Below are 14,695 nucleotides of genomic sequence, written 5' to 3'. Positions count from 1 at the left end.
CCCAGCATTACGCCTTTCGACGGGGCCCCACAAAAATATCGGCATCCTCGACACGCACTTCATAACTCCCGATGCAATAGCCGCCGCCGTCGGTTCCCTGCCCGCTTCGAATGTCGAAGGCCAGGTCGTGCCAGGGACAGGCCACCACATACCCTTTCAATCGACCTTCGTTCAGCGGCCCGCCTTCATGCGGACACAAATTGTGAATCGCATAGAACTTTCCGTCGATATTGAACAGGGCAATGGCCTTGTCATTAACCTTCACGACTTTCGATTGCCCGGGCGCCACTTCGTTCAGTCCAGCGACCCGTTGGAACCCCTCCATACCAGTCTCCTCAATCGGCCAGAAACGGCACGGCACTCTGCAGGCGAATCCGTTACATGCGCAGGAAATACTTTAGCTCGTCCCCATTTGCAACACCAACCCGCTGGATAAATCCCGCCTCGGTTTCCAGTACATACCGCGCCGCCTCCGGCGGAGGACCGAAGAACGGACAGGGGTCCTTCTCGCAGGGGCTCGCACGCTCGACCATGTGCACCACATGATGGCTCTCATCGACCCAGATCATGTCCACAGGAAATCGAAATTCCTTGGTCCGGACCCGATGGAGCCCATTAGACTCAAAGATATAAAGCATCCCCGTATTGGGCGGCAACTGATCACGAAACGCGAGCCCGAACAGCAGCTTTTCCGGCGTCTCTGCAACTTCCGCTTCGATCGTTTCACCGTGAGGAAAGGTCACCACAATGATGTCCGTGTCCTTCTGCGGCACCAGAAACATGGACACGCTCATGAGGAGGATCGCCAACAGGATCATCATGATGATCCGCTTTTTTTTCTGCTCTCGATCACTCCCCTGAGACTGCGTTAAAGCCATAGTCTTCGCCTTCGGTGTCGAGAAAAATTAACTTACCGGCCTGGGCCTCATGGGCCATATTCCCTTGAATTCTAGGCCTTCTGACCGGAAGCCGTTCTGTTGACTTAGAAAAGAATCACAGAATAGAATGGCCCCCACACAGCGCACGCACTATGGTCGGGGCGGCGCGATCTTGTCAATATTGTTTGTTGTCTCAGAAGTGAGAAGGAGGCGTGGGTCATGGCACTGCTGATTACCGACGAATGCATTTCCTGTGGGGCTTGCCTGCCTGAATGTCCCAACGAGGCGATTTTCGAAACCCGGAGCGATGCTGAGGGCAAGGGCCATCACGTGGGCGACGGTCAGGGCGTAGGCGACAACATTTACATCATCACCCATGATCGCTGCACGGAATGCGTCGGGCACTTTGATGAACCGCAGTGCGCGGCCGTCTGCCCTGTGGACAATTGCTGCATCTCCGATCCGGCCTATCCGGAAACAACGGATGTGTTAATGACAAAGGCCAAAACGTTGAACCCTGACAAGGCCATTGATGAGAGCAAGATCTGGAGCGGCGTCCGGAACTAGCACACTCCTCAGGGCTTCGTGATGTAAGAGAGGGCCTTGTGTTGATCAACACAAGGCCCTCTCATTTTCTCTTCCTGACCTCGCCGACCACAACATTCCACTAGCATTACGATTGAATCAGCTGTAGGATTTTGTTGTCGCAGTCTACTCCTTATCGACTGCCACGCTTCGATTGAGCCTCTCCCTCTTACCCTGGAGGTGCAGTCATGCGTCCACGCTTCTGGCTCCTTAGCACGCTCCTCTTTTTTACCCTTACTGCCCCCGGATGGGTCCACGCCAGCACAAGCGAACTGGGGGCGATCATAGAGGGGTTCGTCACTCGCCATTTCCCCGACGCCACCAGCCATATGTGGGTCGTAAACGACACCCAATGGGACGGGGACGAGATGGTCGTCGATCTCTACACCTATGTTATTGAGAAGCAACAGCCGGCCGCACAAGAAAGTAGGTACCTACTCTTGATCGTCGCAGGAAAGCTGACCGCCATACAACGGATTCCCGTAGAGAGCGGAGCAGATTGCCAACCGGAAGAGACGTAGCGAATCACTCTCAATAAACGGGCTTGAGATAAAACACCAAGGCCTCGGAGAATTGCTTCTCCGAGGCCTTGGTTATCTCAACTTGCGGTCAGAAAAAATGACCGAACTATTTCAACATTACCAACTTACCACCGACGTGCGCCGGATGCAGATGGCAACGATACTCCAACACGTTCCCCGCGGCATAGAACAAGTCGCTCGTTGGAACACCGATGTACTTGGTCTCGCCTGGCTTGAGCACCAGCTTGGTGTTCAACACCGTCGGGGCCGATTGATTCACCGCTGCTGTGAGCTGGAATCCATGCTCTGCAGTGGACAGATTAGTCACCTTCAGCAGCACCGGGGCGCCGGGCCGCGTCTTAAAATCAATCACGGTCGTCGGCGGATACCAGGTCTTCATGTTGCCGATTTCGATGGCGTAAAATGACGCATCCACATCCAGTTCCTTGAACGACTGGCCCACGACTGATCCGGTTTCAAGGTCGCCGACCTCAACACCACCGGCTTGGAGTGCAAATGCAGCCGAGGCTCCAGCGACGCTCAACCCGAGGCCAAAGAGGACCGATAACATCGTCTTGCCCATGACCTACCTCCTTAATAAAGAAGAAGAGATGTGATTAGGTTGGTAAATAACTTCCGCCAAGCTCTGATAGCCTTGACTGATCCGATGCCGTCCGACACTCACACATACACCCTGTGCCAACAATTGCTACATCACGAGGCGCAACTTATAGCATAGGGCTCAAAATGGAAGCAAGCAGCTTCTCCAGATAGAAATCGATGATGGCTTGATTCATGATCCGCTTGAAAATTGAACAATGTAGCAATACATTCAATGCCTTGCATAACCTTATTCTATCTAACGTACATCAGACGCATCTCTCCCTATCAGAACATCATAGGGAGCGAAATCGTCTGTCAGTTCAAATCCCATCGGCCATGGATCAGTCCGGTGAGATCCGAGCAGCGCGACCGCCTCGCTTGGGAGTTGTCGATTCATAGCCATCGCGGTCACTTTTGCGATGAAGGCTTCATGTCCGTGTTCCGTGACCGGGCCCCCTGCAAAAAAAATCAAATTCTCCGCTTTGGTCTGGCCGCTCTTCCATGGCCCTTTGACCGCAAAGGTTTCAATTACGGGGAACTCACCACGCATGGTCTGTACGACAGCCGCTGCCCGTGCATTATCGAGGTCTTCTCCGGATGACGCCAAATTCAACGCCACAACTCCATCCGGTTTCAGATGCATTCGCACCGCCGCATAGAATTCTTTTGTGGTCAGATGAAACGGAATCATGTGGCGGGCAAACGCATCGATCCAAATCACATCATAAAGGTGGTCGGTGGTATTCAGGAACGCCCGCCCGTCCTTGACCCGCACATGGTGATTGGCTGGAGGATGATACTCAAAATAGTCTTCTGCCATCCGCACCACCACCGGATCGAACTCGATGATGTCCATTTCGAGATCGGGCCAATAGTGCGCCAGCCACTTGGCCAGCGAGCCGCCGCCATGTCCCAAAATCAGACCGCGTTGAGGCTGATCGACCAACGCTAACGACGCCACCATGAGCTGGCTGTAGGGCAGAAACAGCGGAAGCGGATCGGCTTTCCACATCACTGCATGAAACGTACGATCCAGCACAAGGTACCGAAACAACTGGTCATCCCGCACCCGTACTTGCTGATAGGGACTATCTTCCTGATGAACCGGCGGGTTCAATTTCTGGATGGGATGGAGCGCCAAGGCAACGAACAGGCCGCTGCAGGCCAGTCCGAGGAATAGCCCAACAGGTCTGACTTTCGTCCCCCGCCAGAGCCACAACAGCCCCAGTACCACTTGGATTGTCCCCAACCAGGCCACCAAGGCCTGGCTGCCGATCCACGAGAGCAGAAAGAACGCGGTTCCCCAGGTCCCGATCAGACTTCCTACGGTTGACAGGGCGATCATGCGGCCCGTGTGGCGCCCCAAGTGCCCCATATCAGAGACGGCCAACCGCAACATCGCGGGCAAGACCCCGCTCAAACCGAATGCAGGAGGCGCCAGGAGAATCGTGGCCGCAAGGCAAGGCCCCCACCGTGGGTCCTGAATCCAGGCGTCCACTTGAAACAGGATCGGCTGGCTGGCCCAGGCAACGAGAAATGTCCAGGAGCCTGAAAAGAGCAGCAGCCCCGCGAGCACGCTCCCCCCTGCATACCGATCTGACGCCCATCCGCCGAAGGCATAGCCGCTGCTCATCGCGGCAAGGATGACTCCGATCAGCGCCCCCCACACAAACAAAGAGTTTCCGAACACGGGGGCGAGCAGCCTGCTGCCGAGAATTTCGAGCGCCATCACGACCGCCCCGGTGATCAGCGCAGTGGAAAGCAGGAACGCACGCGAGATTGGAGGGGTCCCTTCAACGGTCATGCGAGAGGCAGCGCAGACAGGTATTGACCAGGACCAAGAAGGCAAGAGGCCACACGGATCATTGAGGTCCCCAATTCTTGAAATACCGCAGCAAATCTCTTACGGAAAGTATTCCAGCCACTTCTCCGCCTTCAACGACCGCCAGATGGCGAATACCAGCCTGCGCCATGACGTCGCTGGCATCATGCGCCGAGGCCGTCACGTCAATCGTGATCAGCGGGGCGCTCATGACTGACCGCACAAGCGTATGAGCAGGAACCAGGGATTCCGCCAATACCTTTCGAACCAGATCGGCTTCACTGATAATCCCGAGGTAGCACGCGCCCTCACGAACCAAGAGCGCTCCGACTTTTGCCGCACGCATTTGCCGCGCGGCATCGCAAGCTGTCGCATCCGGGGAAATCGTCTGCGCTGCCGACCGCATCATGACTGCAAGCGGACGCTGCATTCCTACGGAGTTCACGGCAACAGTGCTCCCTCTTGTAGAAGAGTCGGATTCTACTCAACCAATTTTCAAAGAGTCAACGCCGTGGAATCTACCCTGAACACTAAGTAGCCGATTTTAGCCATTTCATTGCCCACTGTTTGATCCATTGCTATACTTTGCTCCACCAATACCCTAGCTACCAAGGAGAAACAATCCCATGCATATCAGCGTCATTGGAACCGGTTACGTCGGCCTTGTCACAGGAGCCTGCTTTGCGGAGTTCGGCGTCAACGTCACTTGCATGGATAACGACGCCCGTCGGGTTGAGAAGCTGGAAAAGGGAGAGGTGCCATTTTTCGAACCGGGCATCACCGAATTGGTCGCCAAAGGAATCAAAGAAGGCCGGCTGAGCTTCACGACAGATGTCGTCAAAGCCGTTGATAAAGCTCTCGTCATTTTCATTGCTGTGGGCACTCCCCCAAAGAGCGATGGATCTGCGGATCTGTCGTTTGTGGAGGAAGTCGGCCGTGGCATCGCCAAGCACATGACCGGCTATAAAGTGATCGTCACCAAGTCGACTGTCCCCGTCGGAACCGGCGAGCGACTCCGGGAGGTCATCCGAAAACACCAGACGAAACCGATTAATTTTGACATTGTCTCCAACCCTGAATTCTTGCGTGAAGGATCCGCAATTGAAGACTTCATGCGCCCGAACCGCGTAGTGCTCGGCGCCGATAGCGATCAAGCCGCGGCCATCATGAAAGACCTCTATCGGCCGCTCTACCTGCTTGAAACGCCCTTTGTCGTCACCGACGTCCCCACGGCGGAAATGATCAAGTACGCGTCAAACGCTTTTCTCGCCGTCAAGATTTCGTTCATCAACGAGATGGCCACGGTCTGCGAGCGCGTCGGCGCGGATGTGCAATTGGTTTCCAAGGGCATGGGGCTGGATCATCGAATCGGCGGTAAGTTTCTCCACGCGGGGCCGGGATTCGGTGGGTCCTGCTTCCCCAAGGACCTCGCGGCGCTGGTCCAGACAGGTGAACGCGTGGGCTATCCATTCCAAATCGCCGGAGCAGCCGCCAAAGTGAACTACGAACAGCACCTCAGAATGGTCGCGAAGATCCGCGAGGCCTGCGGCGGGCTCGCTGGAAAAACTCTCGGGGTACTGGGGCTTTCGTTCAAGCCGAATACGAACGATATGCGCGAGGCTCCGTCCTTGACGATCTTGAAAGAGCTTATGAAGGAAGGCGCCACCGTGCGAGCCTACGACCCGGTGTCGATGGAAGAAGCCACGAAGCTCATCCCGGGAATGATTCCATGCAAAGAAGCCTACGATGTGGCTGAAAACGCCGACGGGCTCATCATCATGACCGAGTGGAACCAGTTCCGGAATCTCGATTTCGACCGGCTCAAGCAATCCATGCGTCATCGGCTGCTGCTTGATCTGCGCAATGTCTATGACTCCGACCGGGTGACGGGACACGGGTTCCGCCACGTATCAGTCGGGCGACCCACCAGAGAACCGCGGCCTGCCTAGGCCGCGGCCGGTGGCGGCTTAGGTCAGGCGGGGCAATTCAGCACCGGTCTCCTGCTTGGCCTTCGGCTTATAGCCCATCCGATCCAGCACTTTCATGATCCGGGTCTTCAACCGGTCATCGGCATCCGTCAACGCCGTCGCCAGCGGCTCCACGGCAGGCTTGCCGATTTTTCGGATAATCTCCGTCGCCGATTGCCGGATTTCATCCTCCTCGGACACGAGCAACGGCACCAAGGAGGACACAGAGATCCCGCCGAGCTTGATCAGCGAATCATACGCACGCTGCCGCACATCGCCGACCTCATCCACCAAGGCCTCCACGAGCGGCGTCACCGCGCGGCTGTCCTTGAGCTCGCCCAAGACTTCCGCCGCATACTTCCGATTGAGCCAGTGCGGATCCTTAAGATCCAGCAACATGGCATCGGCTTTGGCCGCGTTCGGATCTTTTGAACGAATCCGGAAACTCTTCGCGACCCGCTTCCCATTCTCTTCAACAACCCGAATGGTCGCCCCGTCGCCGACTTTGAGCTTCTTGAGGTCTTCAAGCGCCTCTTCGGCGACCTCGAGGACCACCGTCTTGCCGTCGTATGCGAGCAACTCGACTTCGAGTTGCTTGGCCTCGGGGTTGATGGCCACTACCCGCTCAGTCACCAGGTTGAACCCGTCTTTCTTTTCCCCGCCCTTCGGACCGATCTGAATCAATTTCACCGGTGCTTCATCAGCCATAACGTGTATCCTTCTTGTCTATAAGGTAAGAGGAGCGATTACTGTTTCGCGGTCCAACCCAAGCTCGCGAGCACGCCTTCAACGGTTTCTTGTACCATCGTATTTTCATCTTCGAGCAGAGGCAAGAGCGGCTGAATCGCCTCCTTCGCCCCAAGGCGGGCCAGCGATTCCGCCGCGTTCCGCCTGACCAGCCAATCTTCGTCTTGCAATGATTCAATCAACGGGCCGACCCCGCGGTGATCCCCGATCTTCCCCAAGGCCTCTGCGGCATGGCGCCGCACCATCCAATTATTGCCCAAGAGGCCGTCGATCAACGCATCCACCGCGCGCGCATCGCCGATTTTCTTCAAGACACGGGCAACATCCTCCCGAAGCGTGTTGTCGCTGAGCACATCGACCAGCCCGGGCACTGCACGCGCATCGCCGATCCGTTCCAGCGCCCAGACCGCCGCCGTCCGCACCGCGCCATCCTTATCTTTGAGCGCCTTCACCAACGGCTCGACCGCGCGGGGGTCCTTGAGCTTGCCGAGTCCGGATGCCGCCTGTTCGCGAATCGCCCACTCATCATCCTGCAACGCATCCAAAAGCGCCTCCACCACGGAGGGCCCGATCCGCACGACCGCCGTCGTCGCCGCCTCTCGAATCACGACATCTTCATCGGCCATCAGCCCGATCAGACGCGGCACGGCATCGGCCCCCATCTGTCCGAGGCTCGCGATCGCGTGATCGCGCAACGCTTCATTTTCGTCGCGCAATGCCGAAATGAGGAGATCAATCCGATCAGATTCTGTCTCATTACTCATCCTCGTGATTCCCTTCCTGACCTGTGGTATCGGTTCCGCCTAAGGCTTCAAGTTTATCAGCGATCAATCCCGCATTATAAGCCACCAGCCCGTCTCGATCCGTCCGCAGCCGATCAAAGAGTTCTTTATGAGGGCGCAACACTTCCACATCCTTGATCTTGGCCAGCGCCTCCATCGCATACACCCGGAGCGGCCGGATCGGAATCGCTTCCAGATAGAGCTGCGTCGGACGGGCATCGCCGATCAATCCCAGCGCCTTGATCGCCAGCTCCTTCACGCCGGTATCCTTGTCGCGCTCCAGTCGCCGCATCAATGGCTCGACTGCCCGCACGTCCGCAATCTTTCCCAACAAATCGGCCGCCGCTTCACGCACCAGCCAATCATCGTCTTCGAGATATTCGATTAAAATCTCCACGCTCGGCCGCCCGATGCCCAGGAGATAGATCACCGTCGACATCCGCGCTTCTTCGCGTTCGCTCGCCCCTTCCACATCCCGAAGCGCGTTGAACGTCTCATCGATCCGCTCGCGGATCGCGCTCAGCTTCTTCAACGTGCTGACCGCAATATCCTGCACCGCCGGTTGACCCATCGCATCAATGAATGCATCGATAGAACGGGGATCCAGAAGCTGGTCGAGCATCAACGCCGCCGTCACCTGCGCGGACGGATCCGGGTGCTTCAACATGTCGCACAGCGGGATCACCGCCGTTGGAATAGCTCCGACCAGATGGGTCATCAGCTGCCGCGCCTCGCCCTCCTGATACTTGGGAAGCAACGCCACCAGCGCTGCAGCGGTGTCCGTATCGAGCACCCCGGCCATCTGCTCTAACGCATTGGCGCCCGCCTTCCGCACCACTTCATCTTCGTCTTCCAGAAGACCGACCAGCGCCACGCCGGCCTGCGGATCTTTGATGCGCGACAACATCGCCGCCACTTCTTTCTTCAGCTCGGGTGTCCCGGTCCGAAGCGCCTCGACGAGCGCTTGGACGGCGCGAGGTCCGCCGGCGACACAGGCCGCCGTCGCCCGCATGCGCCGCCAGTCTTCTTCATGGACCAGCTCCGAAACCAGCGTTTCAATCGTTTCCTTGGACATTTATACTTTCAATAGAAACACTGGACACACAATGAATACTGATACGCTCCATTTACCCTACTAGGATGCTCAAAAAGGCTATCCAGTAAGACCGCAGCAAGCACCGGGACCAAAGGAGTACGGCTTCGCACGTTGAGAGTCTCGGCGCGACGCGAGAACCCCGCTGGCGGACGTTTTCAGCATCCGACTACACTCGCCCGGCTCGCCATCCCGCCAGCGCCAGGGTTTCCTTCACGTGATACCGCATATTTTCATCGGGGTGGCCGGTCAACAGCGGGATGAGGAGCGGAACCACTTTCGATCCAAACTTGGCTAACGCCGCCGCCGCCTCAGCTCTGGTAAACGTTGACTCCAATGCGGTGACCAGCGCAGGGACCGCGGCGTCATCGCCGATGATACCCAAAGCCCTGGCGGCCGCAGCCTGAGTGATGACTTCTTCGCTCCATTGATCGCCACAGCCGGCGACAGCCCGCGTCACGTCAGGCGGACAAGTCCCTAACACCACTTCCATCAATACCGGCACCGCCCGCCGGTCACCGATGCGTCCGAGCGCTTCTACCGCAAGAGTGCGCAAGCCCGGTTCCCGCATCGCCGTGAATAAGAACTCGACTGCGAGCGGATCGCCGATCTCGCCCAGGGCCCGCACCGTATCTTCGCGAACAGCGGAATCCTGGTCGTTGAATAGCAGCGCGAGGAGCGGCTCAACGGCACGTGGCGATTTCGTTTTACCGAGCGACTCCACCGCATGGAGTCGAACCAGCCATTCCGTATGCTGCAACGCCTCGAGCAACGAAGGGATCGCCGCTTCCCCGATCGAGGCCAGGGCGGTCGCGACTTCTTCCCGCACGGCTTTGACTTTATCTTGCAACAGCGGAATCAGCGGCTCGACCGCCGCCATATTTTTCACCCGCCCTAATGCCTTCGCCGCATGCATGCGCACGATCCAGTCGGCACTCCGCAACGCGACGACCAAGGGCCCATAGACACGCTCATCGGCAATGGAGGCCAGGATGCCGGAGGCCGCTTCCTGCACCGACAATTCGCGGTCGACGAGGCACGCGCCAAGGGCTTCGACCGAAGGCGCACCGATCGACGTCAGCGCCCCGATCGCCGCTTCCCGAACCGCGCGATCAGCATCGCGAAGGATCGAGACTAACGGCTGAACCGCGCGCGGATCCTTGAAGGTCCCGAGTAAGCCGGCGGCTTCCTCTCGAATAGCCCAGTCCTCGTCTTTGAGGGCTGCAATCTGCTCTGCCACGGGATCCTCCACTCTGGACCTCCTGAATCGAGCCGATAACCCTAGCACACGGTTTTTTACAGGGTCAACGGAACCGGAACGCAACTGGCGAGGAGATGAGGAAGGACAACAGCAGCTCCAGGATGCCTAACTGGACTTGGCCACATCGCCTGACGGCCCAAACCGGCCGGTATCGCCCAAGGGCCGATCGACCCGGAGATTGTCCGCCTTGCTGGAGCTGATCTGCACTTCTTCGGCGGGGGGCGACCATCCCAGCGTTTCCAATGTCTCAAGGACGATCAACCGGAGTGCATCTTTGGCCGTCAACCGAACGGACGCGTACGACAACACCCGTTCACCCTCGGCTTCCACTTCTGATGCTTTCGGGTCATAGAGAAACGCGATTAATGGTTCAATGGCCGTGTCCCCGATCACCGTGAGGGCTTGAGCGGCTTTTTCCCGCAACACCCCGTCCTTCAACAACATAATGAGATCGGGAATGACCGAGGGGTCGCGGAACTGGCCGAGGGCCGTAGCCGCCGCCTCCTTAATGAAGGCATCTTCGCTCACAATACAACCCGGCGTCGGCGTGCCCTCCTGCTTGATGCCCTTTCCCTTCAAGGCATCCAGGACGGCCGGCAATGCCCGCGGATCGCCGATCATGCCGAGAGACGCGATCGCATGCCGCTTCACGACACCGTCTTTCATGGCTTCCAACAAAGCGTCGATGGCTCGTGAGTCACCGATCATGCCTAAGGCAATCGTAGCATCCTCACGAACGGCCCGATCCGGATCTTTTAACGTGGCAATCAACGCATCGACGACGTTGGCATCGCGAACCCAGGTCCGACCGATTTGATAGTCGGTGGTCATTCCGCCCAAGGCGCGGGCCGCATGGCACCGCACCACGAAATCTTTGTCCTTCAACGCCTCGACCAGCGGATTGACCGACGGCTGCCCGATACAGATGAGGGCGGTCCCGGCGGTTTCACGCACAATCTTCGATGAATCCCGGAATAACTTGATCAATGCCGGGACGGCCTTCGCATCGCCGATCTTCCCCAGGGCCTCGGCCGCAGCGCTCTTCACCGCACCATCGCGATCGCGACAGACGGCGATGAGCGGATCGACCGCCGCCTTGTCACGAATTTCTCCGCAGGTCTTTGCCGCATGCTCCCGGACCCGCCACCGTTCATCTTTCAACGCCGCGATCATGCGATCGACGACCGCCGGGCCCATCTTCGCCGTCGCCTCGACAGCCTGATTGCGCACTTCCATGATGGTATCGTTGAACAGTCCAACCAGCGCTTCCAGCGCCTTCGGCCCGCCGATCTTCGCGACGGCACAACCCGCGTAGGCCCGCACGGACCAGAAATCGTCACTGCAAGCGCTCACCAGGGGGTCGATGGTCTTGGGATCGCCGAGTTCGGCCAGGGCCTTCGCCGCCTCCTCGCGCGTCGCATCATCGACATCCTCAAGCGCTTCCAACAAATCTTCTAGAGATTGCGTCATAGTAGTTAAGGCTTCTGTTCGTAATACTGATCCCGTTGCCCCCCGTGGGGATAGGTCCGCTTGCACTTGATCACCAGCGTCTGGGTGCCGCGGCCCTCGACACATTGATCCAACGCCTTCGAAAACTCCAACATCCCGGAAAGATTTACGGCGAAGGGAAAATCGAACGTGAACGAAATGAACTTGTATTTGCCCGGCTTGAGCTGCAGCTCCCGTTGTTCGGAAGTCTTCGGCGCATCCAGCGAATCCGGATCAGAGTGGTAGATTGATGGCGTCACGCCCGGAACTTGCCACCACGAGGCCGGCACCAACTGCGTTGCATCGATTGTAATGCGATGCTCCTTGAGATGCGCCGGCGGCGGGCCGGCTTGCCCGATCAGCGGCTGGGCGCACATCAGAGCTCCGAACATCGCTGTTCCTGCGAGTGCTAGGCACCATTGACGAGAAAATCGCTTCCTCATATATCGCCCTATTGTTTCTTGGACGAGGCCGCTGCCGGCGCGACCGCTGCCGCTTGAAAAATCTCTTCGACCGCTTTGCTTTCCCATTCCGTATGGGTCTCGAGCCCGAGAATGCGCATGACCGTCGCTCCGGTATCGATGATCGACACCGGCTGGTGGATGACCTGCCCATGCTTGATCCCCACTCCTGACGCGATCCACGGGACCATTGGGGTGCCTGCCGTGGTGGCCGCTTCACCGCTCAGATCCGTACCGGGACCACTGAGTGCCGTCACCAGCACGGTGGTCCGGTTTAAGAGCCCGTGCTCTTTGAACACGTCCAACACAGACTTCATCGCGCTGTCCACCGCCTGCAACCCCTGACGATACTCCTTGGAATTCCATCCATGCGCCACCCCTGCCCGGCCGGCTTCCGGCAGATGCACGACCAGTAGATGGGGCACCGAGAGAATCGCATGACCATAGCCAGAGCCGCTCGTGGCTTTCTGGAAGTACTGCCGGATATAGGACACAATCTTCTCGGAACGGCACTCGGGGCGCAACGCGCCGCATAATTGATAGTCGGTATACACCTCCGGCCTGGCCAGCTGGTAGAGCGACTCGTCCATATAGAAAATGGCGCTGTCGCGGCCGCCGCTTAAGTCCAGATAATCGAACATGCTGGGCGAGCGCGGATAGCCCCGGCTGAATTCGAATACGTTCCATGTGATGCCGTGCTTTTCGACCGGCATCCCGGTCACGATCGATGCCATCGTCGGCAACCGTAAGGCCGGATTGACCCCTGTGGCGGACCAGGTTGCTGCGCCATCTTTCACCAGTTTACTGATAACCGGCATAGCACCGCCCTTGAGCGAATCCTGGCCAAATCCCTCAAGAACAAACAGTATGACGTGCTCGGGAGCCCCCTGGGCCAGCTCACTCGCTTTGGACGTTGATGAAGCAAGAGCGCCGGCCGGCCCTCCCAGGATCTCAAGCCCCAGCACAGAGAGACTGACAACAACGGTAAGCAAAAAGCGGGATAAGCTGTTCATGGACGTGTGTCGTTTCCTTTCACCCAATAAGGGGATGCGTACCTTAGCACGCGAATTTTCTGGAAGGCAAGGTGGCTGCAGAAGGCGCGGATCGCCTGGCGAAACGGGTTTCCCGGTGTTATGCTGAATTCGTCTGGACCGTCAGAGTTGCGTCAACCAACGGGGTCCTGGTGCGTCAGTCCTCTTATGGAGAGGGTGAAGGCAATGCTGGCTCAGTCAGGACAACAGGCAGCCTCCCTGGCCTCTCAGCAACTCCGGCAGATCTTGTTGTCCTCGCTCCTTCTGATCGCAATCCCACTCCAGATGGCATCTCCTGCGAATGCTGAAGTTCGAGTGGTTACCGCTCAAGCTGAATATCGGATGGGAGATCGTGACACCCGCGAGGAGGCGATTCGAATGGCTACGGAATCGGCCAAACGGACTGCGCTCGAGCAGGTGGCGACCTATCTCGAAAGTATCACAGTTGTAGACGGCATGGATGTCACGAAAGATGAGATCCGGACCTATACCGCCGGTCTCGTCCTCGTGCTGGACCAACAAACCAACACGACGATTGACGGTGATACCATCGTCGTCAAAGTCGATCTCGTTGCCCAAGTCGATACGGAAGAAGTCGGTCACGCCATTGCCGCGCTCCGGGAGAACGAAGATGCGCGAGTCCAGCTGGTGGCATTGAAACAGGAAAACGAACAGCTCCAGCAGGAACTCGAGGCGGCAAACCAGGCCCTGGCGAGCGCGTCAACCCCAGACCAGACGCAACAGGCATTTCAGCAACGGGAAGAGATTCTCAATCGCGTTCAGTCGAATGCGATGGTCTCGCAGGCCTGGACTGACTGGGTGATCGTCTCGCCGGTCGTCTATCCTTATCCCTGGGTCGGCCTGGCCCAGACGCATGCGCTGTTAAACGTCGCCCGGGGCCTCTACCCGAACAGCCCTCACGTGGTTGTGGCCCAGCAAGTGATCACCACCAGACAGCCCCCGGCGCCGCCTCAACCGCCAACTCCGCCGACACCCGGCAGTATTCCTTCCCACATGCCGACTCATCAGATTGTTCCCGGCCCCGGATCTCCGGGCATACCGCGCACACTGAACGAAATCACCCATACCACCCCAACCGGGCCGCCACAAATCAGCCATCAGCCGGGATCGCGCAACTTGACCGATGTCCATCAACTGAATCCGTTTCTGCCGCCATCGGCGGGCCAACAGCTGCCGCCGCGCGCCTCCACCCGAATGCAACAATTTCTGCAACAGAACGGTAGCTTCACACAGACGCCGGGTGCCGGTTCCGGCAATCAGCCTCCCGCCGCTCGACGCCTACCCCCGACGATTAACCAGATCCACCCCCCCATGCCCCATCAAGTCCCACGGGTTCCCTATCGATTAACTCCCCACATGCCTGGCGGCAGCGGACAAGGTGGTGGTGGAAATCGAGGAACAGGAGGGGGCGGTGGGGGAAAACGAGCAAAGTAGG

16 protein-coding genes are annotated in these 14,695 nt (G+C 58.1%); 4 read left to right on the top strand and 12 right to left on the bottom strand.

Going from position 1 to position 14,695, the window contains the following annotated elements:
• Positions 1 to 7: 7 nt before the first annotated feature.
• Both Q7U39_12175 and Q7U39_12170 read right to left on the bottom strand, forming a co-directional pair.
• On the bottom strand, positions 8 to 325 hold the full coding sequence (locus Q7U39_12175) for a Rieske 2Fe-2S domain-containing protein (GenBank protein MDO9118709.1): 318 nt from the start codon (positions 323 to 325) through the stop codon (positions 8 to 10).
• A gap of 52 nt (positions 326 to 377) precedes the next feature.
• A complete protein-coding gene (locus Q7U39_12170) occupies positions 378 to 878 on the bottom strand; it encodes a DUF192 domain-containing protein (GenBank protein ID MDO9118708.1) in 501 nt (166 codons plus the stop codon).
• Between the two features lie 219 nt (positions 879 to 1,097).
• Between Q7U39_12170 and Q7U39_12165 the strand changes: the two genes are divergently transcribed.
• Together Q7U39_12165 and Q7U39_12160 are read left to right on the top strand one after the other, a co-directional pair.
• Complete coding sequence (locus Q7U39_12165) at positions 1,098 to 1,445, top strand: 4Fe-4S dicluster domain-containing protein (protein MDO9118707.1); 348 nt, start codon at positions 1,098 to 1,100, stop codon at positions 1,443 to 1,445.
• 206 nt (positions 1,446 to 1,651) lie between these two features.
• Positions 1,652 to 1,984, top strand: coding sequence for a hypothetical protein (locus tag Q7U39_12160; GenBank protein MDO9118706.1), 333 nt, complete (start codon positions 1,652 to 1,654; stop codon positions 1,982 to 1,984).
• Positions 1,985 to 2,090: 106 nt separating this feature from the next.
• Here Q7U39_12160 and Q7U39_12155 read toward each other — a convergent pair whose 3' ends face one another.
• From Q7U39_12155 to Q7U39_12145, 3 genes are all read right to left on the bottom strand, one after another.
• Positions 2,091 to 2,567, bottom strand: a complete 477-nt coding sequence (locus tag Q7U39_12155; GenBank protein ID MDO9118705.1) for a hypothetical protein — start codon at positions 2,565 to 2,567, stop codon at positions 2,091 to 2,093.
• 276 nt (positions 2,568 to 2,843) lie between these two features.
• A complete protein-coding gene (locus tag Q7U39_12150) occupies positions 2,844 to 4,391 on the bottom strand; it encodes a fused MFS/spermidine synthase (protein MDO9118704.1) in 1,548 nt (515 codons plus the stop codon).
• Between the two features lie 58 nt (positions 4,392 to 4,449).
• The gene (locus Q7U39_12145; protein MDO9118703.1) at positions 4,450 to 4,854 is read right to left on the bottom strand and encodes a CBS domain-containing protein; all 405 of its coding nucleotides are present in this window, start codon (positions 4,852 to 4,854) and stop codon (positions 4,450 to 4,452) included.
• Positions 4,855 to 5,035: 181 nt separating this feature from the next.
• Here Q7U39_12145 and Q7U39_12140 point away from each other — a divergent pair, with 181 nt between their 5' ends.
• Positions 5,036 to 6,358, top strand: a complete 1,323-nt coding sequence (locus tag Q7U39_12140) for a UDP-glucose/GDP-mannose dehydrogenase family protein (GenBank protein MDO9118702.1) — start codon at positions 5,036 to 5,038, stop codon at positions 6,356 to 6,358.
• 18 nt (positions 6,359 to 6,376) lie between these two features.
• Here the strand turns inward: Q7U39_12140 and Q7U39_12135 are convergent, their stop codons facing one another.
• From Q7U39_12135 to Q7U39_12105, 7 genes are all read right to left on the bottom strand, one after another.
• The gene (locus Q7U39_12135; GenBank protein MDO9118701.1) at positions 6,377 to 7,084 is read right to left on the bottom strand and encodes a HEAT repeat domain-containing protein; all 708 of its coding nucleotides are present in this window, start codon (positions 7,082 to 7,084) and stop codon (positions 6,377 to 6,379) included.
• Between the two features lie 38 nt (positions 7,085 to 7,122).
• Complete coding sequence (locus tag Q7U39_12130; GenBank protein MDO9118700.1) at positions 7,123 to 7,887, bottom strand: HEAT repeat domain-containing protein; 765 nt, start codon at positions 7,885 to 7,887, stop codon at positions 7,123 to 7,125.
• Positions 7,880 to 8,980 carry a HEAT repeat domain-containing protein gene (locus tag Q7U39_12125; protein ID MDO9118699.1) on the bottom strand — a complete coding sequence of 367 codons (1,101 nt, stop codon included), beginning with the start codon at positions 8,978 to 8,980 and terminating at the stop codon, positions 7,880 to 7,882. Before Q7U39_12125 ends, Q7U39_12130 begins: the two co-directional genes overlap by 8 nt.
• A gap of 187 nt (positions 8,981 to 9,167) precedes the next feature.
• Positions 9,168 to 10,238: a HEAT repeat domain-containing protein gene (locus Q7U39_12120; GenBank protein MDO9118698.1), complete on the bottom strand. Its 1,071-nt coding sequence runs from the start codon at positions 10,236 to 10,238 to the stop codon at positions 9,168 to 9,170.
• 126 nt (positions 10,239 to 10,364) lie between these two features.
• The gene (locus Q7U39_12115) at positions 10,365 to 11,729 is read right to left on the bottom strand and encodes a HEAT repeat domain-containing protein (protein MDO9118697.1); all 1,365 of its coding nucleotides are present in this window, start codon (positions 11,727 to 11,729) and stop codon (positions 10,365 to 10,367) included.
• Positions 11,730 to 11,734: 5 nt separating this feature from the next.
• Entirely contained in the window at positions 11,735 to 12,139 is a 405-nt protein-coding gene (locus tag Q7U39_12110; GenBank protein ID MDO9118696.1) for a hypothetical protein, read from the bottom strand.
• Between the two features lie 59 nt (positions 12,140 to 12,198).
• A complete protein-coding gene (locus Q7U39_12105) occupies positions 12,199 to 13,221 on the bottom strand; it encodes an alkaline phosphatase family protein (protein ID MDO9118695.1) in 1,023 nt (340 codons plus the stop codon).
• Between the two features lie 396 nt (positions 13,222 to 13,617).
• On the opposite strand from Q7U39_12105, the gene Q7U39_12100 reads away from it, so the two are divergent.
• On the top strand, positions 13,618 to 14,694 hold the full coding sequence (locus tag Q7U39_12100; GenBank protein MDO9118694.1) for a hypothetical protein: 1,077 nt from the start codon (positions 13,618 to 13,620) through the stop codon (positions 14,692 to 14,694).
• Position 14,695 lies beyond the last annotated feature (1 nt).

Origin of the sequence: Nitrospira sp., assembly GCA_030653545.1 — a bacterium.
Taxonomy (GTDB): domain Bacteria; phylum Nitrospirota; class Nitrospiria; order Nitrospirales; family Nitrospiraceae; genus Nitrospira_D.
This window is presented reverse-complemented; position numbering and strand designations above follow the sequence as displayed.